Source organism: Alteromonas macleodii ATCC 27126 (assembly GCF_000172635.2).
Taxonomy (GTDB): domain Bacteria; phylum Pseudomonadota; class Gammaproteobacteria; order Enterobacterales; family Alteromonadaceae; genus Alteromonas; species Alteromonas macleodii.
The window spans coordinates 2,271,920-2,288,938 of record NC_018632.1 but is presented as its reverse complement, the minus strand read 5'-3'; the positions used below and the strand labels follow the sequence as shown (position 1 = coordinate 2,288,938).

10 protein-coding genes are annotated in these 17,019 nt (G+C 43.8%); 1 reads left to right on the top strand and 9 read right to left on the bottom strand.

Features of this window, described 5'->3' with window-relative positions; genetic code table 11:
- The first annotated feature begins 162 nt into the window (after positions 1 to 162).
- Complete coding sequence (gene fabA, locus MASE_RS09675) at positions 163 to 681, top strand: bifunctional 3-hydroxydecanoyl-ACP dehydratase/trans-2-decenoyl-ACP isomerase (protein WP_014949559.1); 519 nt, start codon at positions 163 to 165, stop codon at positions 679 to 681.
- A gap of 101 nt (positions 682 to 782) precedes the next feature.
- Here the strand turns inward: fabA and rmf are convergent, their stop codons facing one another.
- The 9 genes from rmf to MASE_RS09630 all read right to left on the bottom strand — a co-directional run bounded on the left by rmf (position 783) and on the right by MASE_RS09630 (position 16,969).
- Entirely contained in the window at positions 783 to 959 is a 177-nt protein-coding gene (gene rmf / locus MASE_RS09670; RefSeq protein ID WP_014949558.1) for a ribosome modulation factor, read from the bottom strand.
- A gap of 302 nt (positions 960 to 1,261) precedes the next feature.
- The gene (locus MASE_RS09665) at positions 1,262 to 3,019 is read right to left on the bottom strand and encodes a DUF3466 family protein (protein ID WP_014949557.1); all 1,758 of its coding nucleotides are present in this window, start codon (positions 3,017 to 3,019) and stop codon (positions 1,262 to 1,264) included.
- Between the two features lie 12 nt (positions 3,020 to 3,031).
- Positions 3,032 to 4,972, bottom strand: coding sequence for an ATP-binding cassette ATPase Uup (uup, locus tag MASE_RS09660; RefSeq protein ID WP_014949556.1), 1,941 nt, complete (start codon positions 4,970 to 4,972; stop codon positions 3,032 to 3,034).
- Entirely contained in the window at positions 4,969 to 5,202 is a 234-nt protein-coding gene (locus MASE_RS09655; RefSeq protein ID WP_014949555.1) for a glutaredoxin family protein, read from the bottom strand. The genes uup and MASE_RS09655 overlap by 4 nt, the downstream gene beginning before the upstream one ends.
- Positions 5,199 to 7,295, bottom strand: coding sequence for a bifunctional 23S rRNA (guanine(2069)-N(7))-methyltransferase RlmK/23S rRNA (guanine(2445)-N(2))-methyltransferase RlmL (gene rlmKL, locus MASE_RS09650; protein WP_014949554.1), 2,097 nt, complete (start codon positions 7,293 to 7,295; stop codon positions 5,199 to 5,201). The genes MASE_RS09655 and rlmKL overlap by 4 nt, the downstream gene beginning before the upstream one ends.
- 84 nt (positions 7,296 to 7,379) lie before the next feature.
- On the bottom strand, positions 7,380 to 8,387 hold the full coding sequence (pyrD, locus tag MASE_RS09645) for a quinone-dependent dihydroorotate dehydrogenase (protein ID WP_014949553.1): 1,008 nt from the start codon (positions 8,385 to 8,387) through the stop codon (positions 7,380 to 7,382).
- A 166-nt stretch (positions 8,388 to 8,553) separates the two neighbouring features.
- Positions 8,554 to 13,392, bottom strand: coding sequence for an NAD-glutamate dehydrogenase (locus tag MASE_RS09640; protein WP_014949552.1), 4,839 nt, complete (start codon positions 13,390 to 13,392; stop codon positions 8,554 to 8,556).
- A gap of 196 nt (positions 13,393 to 13,588) precedes the next feature.
- Complete coding sequence (locus MASE_RS09635) at positions 13,589 to 15,907, bottom strand: efflux RND transporter permease subunit (RefSeq protein ID WP_014949551.1); 2,319 nt, start codon at positions 15,905 to 15,907, stop codon at positions 13,589 to 13,591.
- A 15-nt stretch (positions 15,908 to 15,922) separates the two neighbouring features.
- Complete coding sequence (locus MASE_RS09630; RefSeq protein ID WP_014949550.1) at positions 15,923 to 16,969, bottom strand: WD40/YVTN/BNR-like repeat-containing protein; 1,047 nt, start codon at positions 16,967 to 16,969, stop codon at positions 15,923 to 15,925.
- Positions 16,970 to 17,019: the final 50 nt, after the last annotated feature.

Genomic DNA, 17,019 nt, shown 5'->3' with positions numbered 1-17,019 from the left:
AGTACAAAAATCACACGTGTAGAACGATGTTTGTACAAGCTAAAGTTGCTAAACCTATATTAGCATGCGTTTTTCTTCAGAAAAATGACTGTTCAGAGTTGTTTGGCGTACAACTGTTCGCTAAATTAGCAGCGTCACTTTAATAACAGCAACGAGTTGGGAATGTCAGAGAAGAAAAATAGTTTTAACAAAGAAGATTTATTGGCGTGTAGCCGTGGTGAAATGTTTGGCCCAGGTAACAGTCAACTTCCCGCACCTAACATGTTAATGATGGATCGCGTAGTTTCAATTACAGAAGATGGCGGTGAACATGGGAAAGGCGAAATTATCGCTGAATTAGATATTACCCCCGATTTATGGTTTTTTGATTGTCACTTCCCAGGTGATCCGGTAATGCCGGGATGCCTAGGCCTAGACGCGATGTGGCAGTTAGTTGGTTTCTTCTTAGGTTGGAGCGGCGGCCCTGGTAAAGGCCGAGCTTTAGGTGTAGGTGAAGTTAAATTTACCGGTCAAATCCTTCCAACCGCTAAGAAGGTAACGTATAAGATCACGATGAAGCGCGTGATAAAGCGTAAACTTTTCATGGGTATGGCAGATGGTTCAGTAGAAGTTGATGGCCGTGAGATTTACGTAGCGAAAGATTTGAAAGTTGGCTTGTTCCAAGATACCTCAAACTTCTAAACTGCCTTTATAGAGCTATAAGGTCAATTACCGTTGACCAACAAAAAAGCCCCTTTTCAGGGGCTTTCCTTTTTGCATAATCAGTTCATAAAAGAGAAGTGTTATTTAACACTTAAACCTAAGTGTCTGTCTTCTACTGCCTCGCGCCATCCACCTAACCACTGTGAACGTGCATCGTTTTGCTGAAATGGACAATTTTCCTTTGAACGACCGCTAATGCCAGCTTGATAGCCTTTCGAATGTGCGCGTGTCAGTTTATCTCTTTTTTGTCTTTTCATTGATTAGCCTCTTTTGTTTGTTGAAAGTACAACAAATCATTTTCTCGAGCGCTCTACATCATTTCGGTTGATAGTGCCGGAAAAGTGATTGCGTACAATACTGTGATAGTGCAATTAACTAAATGGTTCAAGAAAAATAAAAAATAAAAGGGCTTGACAAAATTTAAATAAATGAAGTTTCTATGAAATTTATGTTACATTTTTTATGCATAAATATGTCTTTTTTTACGTTTTTTAGACATAAAAAAAGCCACGCATAGGTGGCTCTTTTAATATTGATTACATATTGTCCAAATGGTCAGCTATTTCTTTAAACGTCTACGCATAAATACTGCAGCAAATAGACCAAAAAATGCGAGTAAACCTGTTGCAGCTCCTTTTCGCTCATAGGGCTGTTCGTCCTCAGGAATTTCACATTCATCTATGGAACCATTCGATAACGGAGACAGTTTAACCGCCACTACGGAGTCGATTTCTTCTGTTTCACCGTCTGAATTAATTATATCGTTACCCGTTACATACTTGTTCGTAGCTTTAATTCTCGCATTCGCAATGATCTCATTATCATCGTTGATATCTACTGCTTCAATTAGCTCATATGGGTTATCACAAGAAACTAAATCATTTAAGTTAGTAAACTCTTCAGTATCAATGTTGTACATAAATGCCGCTGTATCGCGAAGCGTATCACTCGTTGCATCCACGTCTGCCTTACCCACCACGATATTATTATTGTTAATGGCATTCGCAGTCACACCAGCACTCACGAAGAAGCCATCAGGGTAATGCTGTTCTTGGGTATCAAGGTTGTATACAAACAAACGAGAGCGTGCGATATCGCTTTGTGAACGAAGCACTGCACCCGTCACCCAATTTTCATCATTAATTGCGATAGCCTGGCTAATGATATTTTCTTCGCGTGGAAGAAGTTCAATGGTTTCACCGTCTCTGAAAACCGTTGCAACTCGTTCACTTTCAGTTCTGCCTGATGTATTTGGGCGCGTTATCGTAATGCGATCTCCAGTAAGGCCTTCACCGACTGCGATACCTTGGTTATTTATGTCATAGGCATACGTGAAATAGTGGCGTGTATCGTCTTCATCAGGTTCAAATAATAACGGGTAGGTATCGGTGCTGATTACATCGCCGTTGACATCGATCTGCCAAATGGTAGCGTTAACCTCAGACAGCAATACGAAGCTCGGTAAGTAATTTGTAGATGAATTAATGAAGTAGCTAGAAATACGTGGAACAGCAAAATCGCCATTATAAATAGTAAACAGGCAGCGACCTTCAGATGTGTCACCACGAGACTCATCGTCTGTACACGTTTCAACAGCATCGGCAACATCATCGCGGAAACTAACAGTACTGAAACCTGCAACCTGTAAGTTTGCGTTTATTGCTCGAGCTGAAGAGAACCCTCCTACAGTGTCATCAACAGCTGGAAGTACTTTAGTCTCTCCAGATGCTTGAACAAAGGCTTGTTGTGCTGACTCTGGATACGTGTAGTTTAATGTATCGCCATCTTCGTTCTCATATGGGTCTAGAACAACCAGTCCCGAAGAATCACCGACAATAAAGTTACCGTTCAAGCTGTCACGACCAGTCGATTCAACAGATCGCGTATAGTCATCAAATTTGTCTGTAACTTCATCAAGACCTGGTACTAATGATATATCTTGAGTGTCGGTTGCATAGGTTCTATACGACGCTAGCTTCTGTCCCGTTGTAAGATTTGGGTTCGATAGAAGATAGTTTACTACCGTGGTGTAGTCTATGTCTGTAAAAACACCCTGGCGTGCGTCATCTTCGTTTTCTAGACTCTCACCGAACTGGTCAAAAAAAGTCGTGTCTTCTTCAAGCTGCTCTGCGTCGATTGGTGGATTGAACTCCAGTTGAACGACAGACAACATTTTGCCTGAGTTATCAATCGAACGAGCAAAATTGTTTCTAGCGGTATCCTGTAAAGGAAGAGGCGTCACTGAATAGGTCGCGGCGAATGCCGAAACACTTCCTGTTGCCAACAGAACGGCGGCGGCAAGCTGAGTTCGTTTCATTTAAAATCCTATTTACTGCTGATTATCTTCCAGCATACTTTCTAGTTCATCCCAGCGCGCATATTTCTGGGAAAGTAATTCTTCTTTATCTGCCAGCTCGGCTAACGCCTTGGCAGTAATGTCACTGTCTTGTTTGAAAAAGTCCGGGTCATTCACTTTTTCTTGCATAGCCTCAAGCTCTTCCTCAAGTGTCTCTAGCTCTTTCGGTAAGGACTCAAGTTCACGCTGGTCTTTGTATGATAGCTTTTTCGTCTTACGGGGAGAAGACTTAGCACTAGGACTGTCTGAAGCTGAATTAGTTTCATTCTTTACCTTGGCTTTTTCTTCCTTTTCGATTTGCTGACGTTTTTCCTGTTGCTCTTTATACCAGTTTTCTACGTCAGTGAAACCCCCAATAAATTCGCGAAGCATTCCATTACCCTCGAATACCACGCTACTATTTGCTACGTTATCAACAAATTCCCTATCGTGACTGACTAAAAGCACGGTGCCGGTATATTCGTTGAGTAAGGTTTCGAGCATTTCCAAGGTTTCAACGTCTAAGTCATTGGTAGGCTCATCCAGCACCAAAACGTTGCTCGGTTTAAGCATCAGTTTTGCTAGCATCAGGCGGTTTTTTTCTCCACCTGATAGCGACTTAACCGGTGCATTAACGCGTTCAGGCGTAAACAAGTAATCTTGTAAATAGCTGATCACATGGCGTGGGTGGCCATTTACCATCAGATCTCGTTTACCGTCGCCTACCGCGTCTATCACAGACTTTTCTAAATCCAGCCCGTGGCGGTGCTGGTCAAAGTAAGCAACTTCAAGATTAGTGCCTTGTTTGCAGTTGCCGCTATCGGGCTGGAGTTCGCCTAGTAGAAGCTTGATAAGCGTACTTTTACCGCTACCATTAGGACCAATGAGAGCAAGCTTGTCACCACGCAAAACATTCAGGTTTAACCCTTTAACAATAGGCTTGCCTTCAATGCTATAGCTTAAGTCTTTTACTTCAAACACCATCTTTCCAGAGCGCGCGCCCTGGTGTTGATTGACTACCGCATTGCCCTGAACCGCTCTTCTCGCTTTACGCTCCTCGCGTAGTTTTTTCAGCGCTCTTACTCGGCCTTCGTTGCGGGTACGGCGGGCTTTGATGCCCTGACGAATCCATACCTCTTCTTGCGCTAGTTTTTTATCAAACTCAGCGTTTTGTGAAGCTTCAACCTCTAAATCGTGCTGCTTCTTTTCTAAATAAGTTTCGTAGTTACCCGGATAGCTCGTAACCGAGCCGCGGTCTAGATCAATAATTCGCGTAGCCATGGCACGTATAAATGCACGGTCGTGGCTTACAAACACAATTGCGCCTTGGTAATTACTCAAGCTGGATTCAAGCCAGCGGATCATTTCAATATCAAGGTGGTTAGTTGGTTCGTCTAACAGGAGCAAATCCGGCTGTCGAACAAGCGCACGAGCTAGCGCTGCTTTTCTGCGCCATCCCCCAGAAAGAGTAGATAGCGATATCTCAGGGTCTAGCTTTAGCATGGTTAGCGTCTGTTCAATTTGCTGTTCAAACTGCCACGCGTCTCTGGCTTCTAACTGTTCTTGTAGTCGCTGTAATTTATTTAAATTCGATTCGCTTGGATCTTCACCAACGATACGGGTTTGATGAAAGTAGGCTTTCAGTGTTTCACCTACGTCAGATAAGCCTTCGGCAACATAGTCAAAAAGCGTCACATCGGTAGTTTGGGGCGGGTCCTGCTCTAGGCGCGCAATGACCGTATTATTTTCAATTATACGCTGCCCATCGTCGGCAATAATATCGCCAGCAATAACTTTCATCAGTGTTGATTTACCGCTACCGTTGCGACCTACTAAGCAGACGCGCTCTTTAGGCTGTACAACCAGTTCGACACCGTCTAACAGCGGCGGATTCCCATAAATAACAGTGATGTTTTTTAACTGCAAAATGCTCACTGAAGAAACTCCTCTAAATCGGCGGTATTAAAAGGCCAGCCGATTTCTTTTTCATTATCTGCCCGTTTCAAAACGGGGATCCTTGCACCGTACAAATGATAAAGCTCAGTGCTAGTGCGAATGTTAACCTTCTCTATATTAAGCGATGAAAACATAGACGTTTGTTGAAGCTCAACATCGGCTAAGTCGCACAGGCTACATTGGGGCCCGGTGTAAAAATAAATTTTCATGAGCCTAGCACCCAGCACTGATGGATGTTGCCTTTACGTGCAAAATCTTCTGGAATAGTGTCTTTGGTAATATTGTCTACTGACAATCCCAGTTCACTCATGGCTGTCTCATCTAGCTTAAAGCCACGCTTGTTGTTAGAGAAGATGATGATCCCCTGCTCTTTTAAGCACGCTTTAGCATCGGTAAGCATTTTTACGTGGTCGCGCTGCACATCCCACGTATTTTGCATACGCTTTGAATTCGAAAATGAAGGTGGGTCGATAAAAATTAAGTCGTATTTGCCTTTATGCGTGCCTAACCAAGTGGTGCAGTCAGCTTGAATAAAAGCATGAGGCGCAGTGAGTTTGTTCAGCGCTACGTTCTTCTTTGCCCACTCTAAATAAGTATTAGACATATCCACTGTCGTTACAGACTTTGCGCCACCTTTAGCGGCGAATACCGACACACTACCCGTATATGAAAACAAGTTAAGAACGTCTTTACCTTGGGACAACGCCTGCACTTTTTGGCGGGTATTACGGTGATCTAAGAAAAGGCCTGTGTCCAAGTAGTCAGTAAGGTTAACCAGGAAACGAGCGCCATTTTCAAACACTTCCATCATGTCGCCAGTCTGATTAATTTTCTCGTACTGTTTTGTACCTTTTTGTTGGCTACGCACTTTAAGCGCTATCTGTTTTGGTGAAACACCTGTTACTGCTGGCAAATGAAGCAAGACTTCTTGCAGACGCTTGCGTGCTTTATCTTCAGAAACCGTTTTTGGCGGCGCGTATTCTTGAACGACCAGCCAGTCACCATATCTATCTACGGCAACGTTATAATCTGGCAGGTCAGCATCGTATATGCGGTAACAGTTAGTGTTAGCGTTCTTTATCCAGCCTTTCATGCGTTTGAGGTTTTTCTTCAAACGATTGGCAAACTCGTGGTTGCTAGCGTCCTCGCTAAACTGTACCGTGTTTTCTTCATCCAACACATAATTCGCTAAACGACATTCCAGCTTACCGTTATTCATGGCATAGTCTTTGGTGGCGCGAAGCTTTAAAACCCGAAGCAAATCACGATTGCTGCTAAGAAGCGACACATGCCATCCCTTCCAGGCTTCTTTAAAACGCTTACCCCAATCACTAAATAGCGGTATCAACGATGTTAGCTCGCCCAAACGTTCTCCGTAAGGAGGGTTTGAAACGACGTAGCCTGGTGTGGCAACGGGAGGAGAAGATTTTGTTGCGTCTTGCTGTGAGAACGAAATATCGTTAAATACGCCAGCAAAATCAGCGTTGGCTTTCGCAATGGCTACCATTTTACGGCTGAAATCACCCGCGTAAATACCACTGCAGCTTGGCTTCTGAACGGAAATAGCTTGTTCTACCAAATCATCCCAAAGCTTCTCTTCGTGGCCGAGCCACTTAGTAAAGCCCCAATACATACGCTTTATACCTGGCGCAATATTGCGAGCGATGTAGGCTGCCTCAATCGCGATGGTGCCCGAGCCACACATCAAATCGACCAATGGCGCATCGGTATTCTCTGTCCATCCACTACGCATTAGCATTGCGCTTGCGATATGCTCTTTAAGCGGCGCGTCACCGGTTTCTTGTCGGTATGCGCGTTGGTGCAGACTTGCCCCCGCTAAATCTATGCCTAAAATTACATTATCGCGATGTAGTCTTGCATACACAGAAATATCAGGGCTCTTTCGTTCTACTGATGGGCGCGGTAAGCCTTGCTCTACAAATGAATCTACTATGGCGTCTTTAACACGAACCGCACCAAATTGAGTGTTTTTTATGGCAAAGTTTGTGCCGATAAACTGTACAGATAAGGTATGACGTGAATCCATCTGCATTTGCCAGTCAATACCCATAGCCGTGTTATACAGTGCATCTGCATCGCCTGCTTTGCCTGATGCCAACACCCAAACTACGCGGTTAGCTAAGCGTGACCATAAGCAAAGTTTATACGCATCCTCTTTTGAGCCTTCAAACTGAATAGTGCCAGGCCCTTGCTTAACTTGCGCATCAGGGCAAAGGCGTAGCACTTCTTGTTTTAATAGTTCGTCAAGACCGCGACTGGTCGTAACCAGAATAGTATTCATTCATGTACCTGTTTTTGATGTACGTGCTTAAGAAAAAGCACGTACACGAGAGATTGGTTTCGGGTGTAGTTTACTTAGATTGTATTATAACGCGTTTACGATGCGTTTAACGAGCGATGGGCCTTGATAAATAAAAGCCGAGTAGACCTGCACCAGTGATGCGCCAGCGTCCAAGCGTGCTTGTGCCGCTTCGGGTGAGTCAATACCACCAACGCCAATAATAGGAATAGCGCGGTCAAGTGCTTTGTTTAGCTTGCGTGTTACTTCTAAGCTCATATCTGTCATAACTGAACCACTTAAACCGCCCATTTCCTCAGCGTGCTGTAATCCGGCAACGGCATCACGTGAAAGTGTCGTATTAGTGGCAATTACACCATCCATTTTGCTGTTAATTAGTGAAGCAGCAATACTGTCAATTTCCACATCGCTCAAATCTGGCGCTATTTTAATGAACAGCGGCACATATTTACCGTGGGTTTGCGTTAGCGTTTCCTGTGCTGCTTTTAGGCCAACTAACAGCTTATCGAGCGCTTCACCGTATTGAAGGTTTCTTAGGCCAGGTGTGTTCGGTGACGAAATGTTAATAGTGACGTAGCTTGCGTAAGGATAAACTTTGTTTAAACAAATCAGGTAATCGTCGAGCGCATTCGCTTCTTCGGTATCTTTATTTTTACCAATATTAATACCAATAGGCCCTTTAAACTGAGCCTTTTTCACTTGTTCGACAAGATGATCAACACCTTTATTATTAAATCCCATGCGATTAATAATGGCGTGCTTTTCCGGAATTCTGAATAAACGAGGCTTTGGGTTTCCTGGCTGCGGACGAGGCGTTACCGTGCCTATCTCAACAAAACCAAATCCCATGCTGGCAAACGCATCAATACAATCGCCGTTCTTATCAAGCCCGGCGGCAAGTCCTACCGGGTTATCGAAGGTCATGCCTGCAACGGTAACGGGCTTTTTAATCGTCGGTGTGCTGTACATCCATTTCAGCGGTGTATGTTGGGTCTTGTTTAACCAGTTAATGGTGAAATCGTGACTTTTTTCAGGTTCACACTGAAGCAAGAATTTTTGCACTAGAGATTGCATGGTTATTTTTACCGCTCGCTAATTAAGGGCCTGTTGATCATCAACGTATATTGCGCTTGTATGAGGTTTGCATTTACAAACGATGCTGCAAAAACGTACAGCAATGTTCAGTCGGCCAATAAAAAGCCCTGATAAACAGGGCTTAAATCATTAAGGTGCGTGTATTCTAATGGTTAGACTTCACGCTTAAAAGCATCAATTCACGTAAAGCGACAGAAAATTTCGCAAATTCGTGCGTTGTACTGGTCTTAAACTCAGACATCATGTGATACCAGCGCTTAAGTAGGACCTGATTGCTTTCAATCCACTCATCAAGAATTTGATCTGCACTGCTTACGTCTTCGCGAGAAGCTAAAAGATTTGCTGCAATGGAACGCTGCTGCCAATCTAACTCTTCACGATACGAGGCGCGAGCTAACGCTTGCCAGTGGTTGCTTACCGCCTGGTTGTTTATCTGATCTAAGAACCAGTGAAGTTCTAAACGAGAACCTAGCTGATAGTAAAGCTTAGCGACTACATCGGTATCGTGCTTATCTGCTTCAACGATTTGCGCAAGGTCAAAGCTAGAGAACATGTTAGAGAAGCTTGCAACCTGATAAGCGATGTCTTCTGGTACACCCTTATCAATGTATTTCTGCGTAGCGTTTTCAAGCTGAGTAAATTCGCTTTTAACCAAGTAGTTTTGCAGGTTCTTCGATAATATATCGAAGGTACCACGGTAGCTCGCGATGGCTTCTTCAATGGATTGCGTCTTATTACCGTGGCGAATATACCAGCGCGAAGCGCGACGCATAATTCTACGTGCTTCATCTAACATTTTAAGCTGTAGCTGAGCTGGAATAACGTTATCCAGTTGTTCGATGCGCTCCCACAGCGTCTTCATATTAAAGATACCGTGAACAATTGCGTATGCGTCAGCAATTTCGCTCACACTTGCGCCAGTTTCTTCCTGCATCCTAAACACGAAGTTAAGGCCCATGTCGTTAACCATGTTGTTGGTTAACTTAGTCGCAATAATTTCGCTTCTAAGCGGATGCTGTTGCATGTGTGTTGCGAATTTTTCGCGGAGCACTTTAGGGAATGCTTCTACTAACAACTTACCGTGGTAAGGATTGTCAGTAATTTCCGGAATATTAAGCGCATCTTTAAGTACCATTTTGCCGTACGCAATCAATACGCTTAACTCTGGGCGAGTTAAACCTTGATCCGTGGCTACGCGATCAGAAATCTCATCGTCACTTGGAATAAATTCCAATTCACGGTTTAGCTGACCTTCACGCTCAAGACCGTGGATAAAGCGAAGCTGTTCTTTAAGTTGCTTAACGCCAGCTAACTCAGTAATAGAGATAGACTGAGTTTGACGGTAGCAGTCTTTCAGTACAATTCGACTTACATCGTCGGTCATATCGTAGAGCAACTTATTACGCTGTTTAAGCGTAAGTTCACCGTCGTTAACTAGGCTGTTAAGCAAGATTTTGATGTTTACTTCGTTATCAGAGCAATCAACCCCACCTACGTTATCGATGAAGTCAGTGTTAACTCGGCCACCGTTAGACGCATACTCAATACGACCTAACTGCGTTAGACCTAAGTTACCGCCCTCGCCCACAATTTTAGCTTGTACGTCACGACCGTTGACGCGTAAATCATCATTAGCACGGTCACCTACGTCTGAGTGAGATTCTTTCTTGCTCTTAATATACGTACCGATACCACCGTTCCACAGTAGGTCGACTGGCATTTTCAATATATTGTGAATTAGCTCATTAGGCGTCATCGTTAGCTGACGCGTACCTAACCACTTTTTCATTTCAGGTGTAAGCTTGATAGATTTAGACGCGCGGCTAAATACGCCACCGCCTTTTGAAATCAGCTTACTATCATAGTCTTCCCAGCTTAGGCTTGGGTTTTCAAACAGGCGTTGACGCTCTTTATAACTTGCTGCTGCATCTGGGCTTGGATCGAAGAAAATATGTAAATGGTTAAACGCAGCGATTAGTCGCGTATGCTCTGATAGCAACATACCGTTACCGAATACGTCACCCGCCATGTCACCCACACCAACAGCGGTAAAGTCAGTGGTCTGACAGTCGATACCAATTTCTCTGAAATGACGTTTAACCGACTCCCATCCGCCGCGTGCAGTAATACCCATTTTCTTATGGTCATATCCAATACTACCGCCAGATGCAAATGCATCGCCCAGCCAAAACCCAAACTCTTCCGCAATACCGTTTGCGATATCAGAGAATGTGGCGGTGCCTTTATCTGCAGCAACAACCAAATAAGGGTCGTCATCATCAAGGCGAACAACATCCTTAGGAGGAACAATTTCACCATTTACAATGTTGTCAGTAATATCTAACAAGCTGGTGATGAAAGTGCGATAGCATGCTTGGCCTTCAGCCTGAATAGCTGCGCGACCTTCGCCTACAGGTAGGTTCTTACAAACGAAACCACCTTTTGCACCAACCGGCACGATCACCGTGTTTTTAACTTGTTGCGCTTTTACTAGGCCGAGTACTTCTGTTCTGAAGTCTTCTTGTCTATCAGACCAACGAAGACCGCCGCGGGCAACCTTGCCGCCACGCAGGTGCACACCTTCAACGCGAGGACTGTAAACAAAAATTTCAAACTTAGGCAGTGGTAATGGCATGTCAGGAATGAGTTCAGGCATCATCTTAAATGATACATATGATTTTTCATTGCCGGCATCGTCTGCCTGATAGAAGTTTGTACGTAACGTTGCAGACATCATATCCAGATAACGACGAATAATTCGGTCATCATCCAAGTTGCTAACGTTATCTAACTGTTCCTTAATAGTCTCAAGAATACCTTCCTCTTTTTTCTCATTGCGCTTTTTCTTAGGATTAAAACGCTGGTCGAAAAAGTCTACGAGTAAACGAGCAATGTCTGGATAGTTAGCTAGTGTGTTTGCGATGTAGTCACGGCTGAAAGAACTGCCGGTCTGGCGCATGTATTTAGCATAAGCACGGAGTACCGTAACTTTACGGCCAGTCATATTCGCGCCAAGGATAAGGCGGTTAAACGCGTCGTCTTCTAGTGTCTTGTACCACACTTTGGCAAAGGCATCTTGAAAGAGAACCTGGGCGTTTTCCATGTCAAAGTGCTGACCACTTTTATGTAACATGGTGAAGTCCATGACCCAGTTACGTTCACCTTCTGAACACGTGACTTTATAAGGGCTTTCATCGATTACGCGTAACCCAAAATTCTCAAGCATCGGTAACACGTCAGACAAATGAATAGGCTCAGCACGGTGGAAAAGCTTAAGCTTAACTACTTGGCTGTCAGCGTCTTCTTCTTGTGGACGATAGAACAACATATCCAATGTGTGGTTGTCGTCTAACATCTCTAGTTTGCCAATATCTACAAGCGCTGCTGACGGTAGGTTATGCTCCATATAGCTTCGAGAGAAAGCATTGTTGTATTTGCGTTCCAACGCTTTACCCGAAGCCTCTCCGTGTGCCGCTGAAATAGCTGACGCGAGTCTGTCATTCCAGGTTTTGGTCAACTCAATAATGTTTTGCTCTATTTCCTTCACATCGAATTCCGCGTTGTTGTCGTTGACTCTAGCAATGTAATGCGTACGGGCATATACAGACTCTGAGAAGAACGTAGTAAATTCCACTTCTTCAGTTGCGCCCAATGACGCTTTAAGTAGCGCTTGGGTTTCTTTGCGTAACTGGGTGTTATAGCGCTCTCTTGGCACAAACACCATGCACGAGAAAAAGCGGCCAAAAATGTCTTTTCGAATGAATAAACGTGAAATTCCACGCTCTTGCATTTGAAAAATACCCATCACAATTTGCGCTAGCTCTTCCGCTGGCGTTTGTAGCAACTCATCTCGTGGGTAGGTTTCTATAATATTTGCAAACGCTTTGTATGCGTGAGTTCCAGGCTCGAAACCAGATAGCTCACAAATACGTTTGATTTTTTCACGTAAAATCGGAAGCTGAGTTACGCTGTTGTTATAGAAAGAGGCAGAATACAGACCTAAAAAGCGGTGCTCACCAACAACCTGACCTTCTTTGTTAAACACCTTCACGCCTACATAGTCCATATATGCAGGACGGTGTACTCGCGCGCGTGAATTTGTTTTGGTCAGAATCAATGGGTTTTTGCTAAGCGCTTCGGCACGGGCCGACGCAGGTAAGCGAGACAACAAACGCTCTCGGTCGTTTACTGAGTTTTTAAGCAAACCCAAACTGGTGTCGTTTTGAGGGATCCATCTATGGTCCCCTTCAATGGCTTTAACGTCATAATAACGGTAACCCATCATTGTGAAGTTGTGATCGCCTAACCATTCTAAGTAAGCTTTAGTTTGCTTTTTGGCTTCTGCAGATACAGGCCAGTTAAATTTAGCATTGTTTTTAATTACGTCTTGCAAGGTATTTGTCATACCTTGCCAGTCTTGAACTGCCAAAGAAACTTCATCAACGACAGAGTGCAGTTCTTGTGTTAGAGCATCGATATCTTTTTTCGATGTTTGTCTATCGATTTCGATAAAGATGACCGTTTCTTTTTTCGCACCTTCAAGCGATTGACCTGGCTCAGCAAACGCTTCAACTTTGTTCGCTTTGTCGCGCTTGATGCCAATTGGGCTGTGAAGGAATAAATGTGCGGTGATGTTCAAACGATTTAGCAACATGCGCACCGAGTCAACCAAGAATGGCATATCCGACACAATAATCTCAACAATTGTGTGGCTTGAGTGCCAGCCGTGTTTGGCAATTTCCGGGTTAAATACGCGTATGTATGGCGACGTATGTTCAAACTTCGCCAAGCCATTCCATAAACTAAGTGTTGCACCATAAAGGTCGCTGTCGTTGCGATTTTCTAGGTCATCGCTTGAAATATTTTTATACAACAGACGTCCGAATTGCTGCACAAGAGACTTCTGCTTGGTATCTACTTTTTTGTCGATAAGTGCAAATACATTGTCTAGCAGTACTGAGTGTCGCTGTGAGGTGACTGTCATTTGTTAACCTTTTTTGAATGTCGTAATACCAATCCAGCTTGGTATAAGTGCCGAGTACCTAACTATTTTCTCTAATAAATGACGCTAATGAAAGCCCATTTTTAACCTTATATTAACAGCATAGATAAGTATGCAGAAAACACCCAAAAAAAAGGGCCTAAAGGCCCTTTTTAATGCTTAGCTATGCAAAAATATTTTATGCATCAGGGTCATTCTTGTTCCACCATAGGAATCTTGCTAGTGCAGGCAGTACAATTATTGCTCCAAGCATGTTCACGACGAACATAAATGTAAGCAAAATGCCCATATCCATTTGGAACTTAAGCGAAGAGAACACCCATGTGCTCACGCCTATTGCCAGCGTAATACCGGTAAATAGCACAGCACTTCCACGTTCTTTTAATGCAGCGAAATATGCTTCTTGAACGGTAGCGCCTTTCTTCAGCATTAAGCTCTTGGTAGAGAGTATATAAATACCATAGTCCACACCTATACCCACGCCAAGTGCGATAACTGGTAATGTAGAAACGGTGAGGCCAATTTGAAGGTATGTCATTAAGGCTTGCGCCAGTACAGACACCACATACAGCGGAATAACAACAACTAACGTAGCACGCAGTGAGCGGAAGCTAATTAGACACAACGCAATAACGGCGCCAAATACATAAAGCATCATAGGGTCTTGCGCTGCACTAACCGCTTCATTAGTTGCGGCCATCACGCCAACAGGCCCAGAAGCAAGACTGAACTTCATATCATCGGTTTGATATTCATCGCGATACGCTTTTACCGCTTCAACGACACGAGAGATCGTTTCTGCTTTGTGGTCTTCCATAAACAGAATAATTGGCATGACCGAGCAGTCGCCGTTAAGTAAACCAGACGACGTTGGAACGCGAGAAATTGCCTGCACCAATGTTTGCTGGTTACGAGGGAGTACCTGCCACTTAACGTTGCCTTCGTTGTAACCTGCGTTAACAATTTTGGCAACAGAAGCCAACGAAACCGCCGACTGAACGCCTTGAACATTTTCCATTTTCCATTGGAAATCGTCCATGGCCTTCATCACGCTGTGTGACGTACAAGCTTCTGGTGTGGTTTCAACCAAAATAGAAATGTAATCTACCGTTACTTCGTACTTATCGGTAATCAGGAAAGTGTCCTGATTGTAGCGTGACGTTTCATGAAGCGCAGGTGCACCCGCATGTAAGTCCCCTATCTTCATATTCTGAGCTTGGAAATGACCAAACACGAATAGGATAGCAGTAACGATAAGAATTATTGCCGCAGGCTTTTTACGTGAACAAGCGGCAATGACTTCCCAGAATTTCGAATTAGCGTGTTCTTTACCCGCGAATTTTTCGACATATTTCTGGTCAAGTTTTAAGAAGCTCATCAGCACAGGCAGCAGCAACAAGTTGGTAAGGATTATTACCGCTACCCCCATACTTGCCGTAATCGCCAACTCGCGAATAATGCCGATATCGATTACCAATAACGTCATAAAGCCAACCGTATCAGATAACAATGCAATTCCGCCTGGAACCAGCAAGTTTCTGAATGCCGCCATAGATGCCCGTTTAGCACCAATACCGGTTACTGCTTGTTTTTCTACCGCGTTTATCATTTGTACGCCGTGGCTCACACCAATGGCAAATACTAAAAATGGCACCAGTATTGACATAGGGTCCATACCAAAGCCAATTGAAGTAAGCAGGCCTAGCTGCCAGATAACGGCAATGATTGAGCATACTAATGGCAATAACGTAAGCATGATGCTACGCGAGAAGAAATACACCATTACGGCAGTAATCGCGATAGCAATGGCGAAAAAGATCAGCACGTCTTTTGCACCGTCGGCCACATCGCCAATCATTTTTGCAAAGCCAATTATATGAATAGACGTATTTTCGTTTTCATATTGACCGCGAAGCTGCTCTTCTAGTTCTGCCGCTAATGCCAACGTATTGAGAGGCTCGCCAGTTTGCGGGTCAATATCGAGCAATTGCGCTGTTACCATTGCGCAGCTGTAATCACTGGATACTTGTCTTCCGACGATGTTTGCCTTTTCTACGTTGGCAGCCACCAACTCTAATGCTTCTGGGCTTGCAGAATTAAAGTCTGCAGGAATGACCGGTCCGCCTGCAAAGCCGCCTTCCACAATTTCAGTAAAGCGGGTTGAAGGAGAGAAAAGCGAAATAACTAACGAACGGTTCACCCCATTAATAAAGAAGAGTTGGTCGTGAACATTCTTTAGTGTATCGAAGAAGTTTTGATTGTAGATGTTATCGTTTTTATCACACACAGAAACTAATATATTGTTAGCGCCACCAAAATCTTGGCGGTGCTCAATGTACGTTTTCATGTATTCGTGATTTAGCGGTATGTTCTTTTCAAAACCTGCGTCTAAGCGCATTTGTGAAGCTTGGTAACCAAGGAAAACTGTGGCTATAGCAAACAAGGCTACGACAATTTTACGGTTTCCGAATACTAATTTTTCAAGAAAATGGGTCATTGTTTTTATACTGCCCTATTTTAAATTCAACGTTTTAATGCCATTCGCAGTAACGGCAATATTCTTACCTTTAAACTGTGTTGCATTAAGAAGCGCGGCTTTGTCTTTAATTTGTGAAACGACAATGCCTTCATCAGCTTCGCAATCTGAAAGGTTTGCATAGGGGTCTCGCATACTGGTGGGTAAAGGTCGCTGTGCGCTTACCATCATCCCGTTGTTACCCAAAGCATAAACCTTCGATTCAGAACCAATTAGAATTGAATTTAGTGTGCTGGTTGAGCAAGTTTGTACGTATTCCCACTCACCTTCGTTTCTGTTAACAAATATATTTCCGCGAAGGCCAACCGCTAGAACGGTATTTTCATCAAGCGGCTTAATATCGAAAAACGATCCTGTATAGTCGACGTAATACCGTTCCCACGATTCTCCCATATTGGTACTTTTGGCTAGCAACCCGGCTTCGCCTGCTAGGTAAAGCGTATCACCATCAAGGGTAATTCTGTTTAAGTGGGGTAAAATAGATTCAAGTTCTTGCTGATAGAAGTCTTCATCTTCTTTTCGAATATCTTCAAGGTATTCTTGATCCATTGGGTCAAGCAGACTGGCATGACGTTCTGCCGTCCATGTTTTTCCACCGTCTAAGGTTCGATAGAACAAGCCATAGGCACCTGTAGCAATCCCCTGCTTTTCATTGAAGAATAATACGTCTAGAAATGGGCGCTGAAGGTCAGGTTGGAAATTTTGAATTTCCCACGTTTCGCCTTTATCTGAAGAATGAAGAATAACAGCGTCGTGGCCCACTGCCCAAATATTATCGCCTACAACAGTTGTCGCTGTAAGCGTTGATTGTGTTGGTACGGCTTTTTGAGTAAATGCCTCACCATCCTTTGAAACTAACACGTGACCGCGTTCACCGACAATAACGACAAATGTATCAGCGTCTATGTCCAAAAGAACCGATTGCTCAACCAGTGGTGCCATGAATGCTTCTTCGGCGATTGCAGTTGTAGAGTAATTAACTGCGAAAGTGGCGGCAATGCACGCTGCAATGGTTTTTTTCATAATTAACCATTCCCCCTATTTATAATTGTCTGCATACAAAAACGGTTGGC

Excerpts from the sequence above, each read along its gene's own strand:
- fabA (WP_014949559.1), top strand. The coding sequence starts at position 163 with ATGTCAGAGAAGAAAAATAGTTTTAACAAAGAAGATTTATTGGCGTGT.
- rmf (WP_014949558.1), bottom strand. The coding sequence starts at position 959 with ATGAAAAGACAAAAAAGAGATAAACTGACACGCGCACATTCGAAAGGC.
- MASE_RS09665 (WP_014949557.1), bottom strand. The coding sequence starts at position 3,019 with ATGAAACGAACTCAGCTTGCCGCCGCCGTTCTGTTGGCAACAGGAAGT.
- MASE_RS09655 (WP_014949555.1), bottom strand. The coding sequence starts at position 5,202 with ATGAAAATTTATTTTTACACCGGGCCCCAATGTAGCCTGTGCGACTTA.
- rlmKL (WP_014949554.1), bottom strand. The coding sequence starts at position 7,295 with ATGAATACTATTCTGGTTACGACCAGTCGCGGTCTTGACGAACTATTA.
- pyrD (WP_014949553.1), bottom strand. The coding sequence starts at position 8,387 with ATGCAATCTCTAGTGCAAAAATTCTTGCTTCAGTGTGAACCTGAAAAA.
- MASE_RS09640 (WP_014949552.1), bottom strand. The coding sequence starts at position 13,392 with ATGACAGTCACCTCACAGCGACACTCAGTACTGCTAGACAATGTATTT.
- MASE_RS09635 (WP_014949551.1), bottom strand. The coding sequence starts at position 15,907 with ATGACCCATTTTCTTGAAAAATTAGTATTCGGAAACCGTAAAATTGTC.
- MASE_RS09630 (WP_014949550.1), bottom strand. The coding sequence starts at position 16,969 with ATGAAAAAAACCATTGCAGCGTGCATTGCCGCCACTTTCGCAGTTAAT.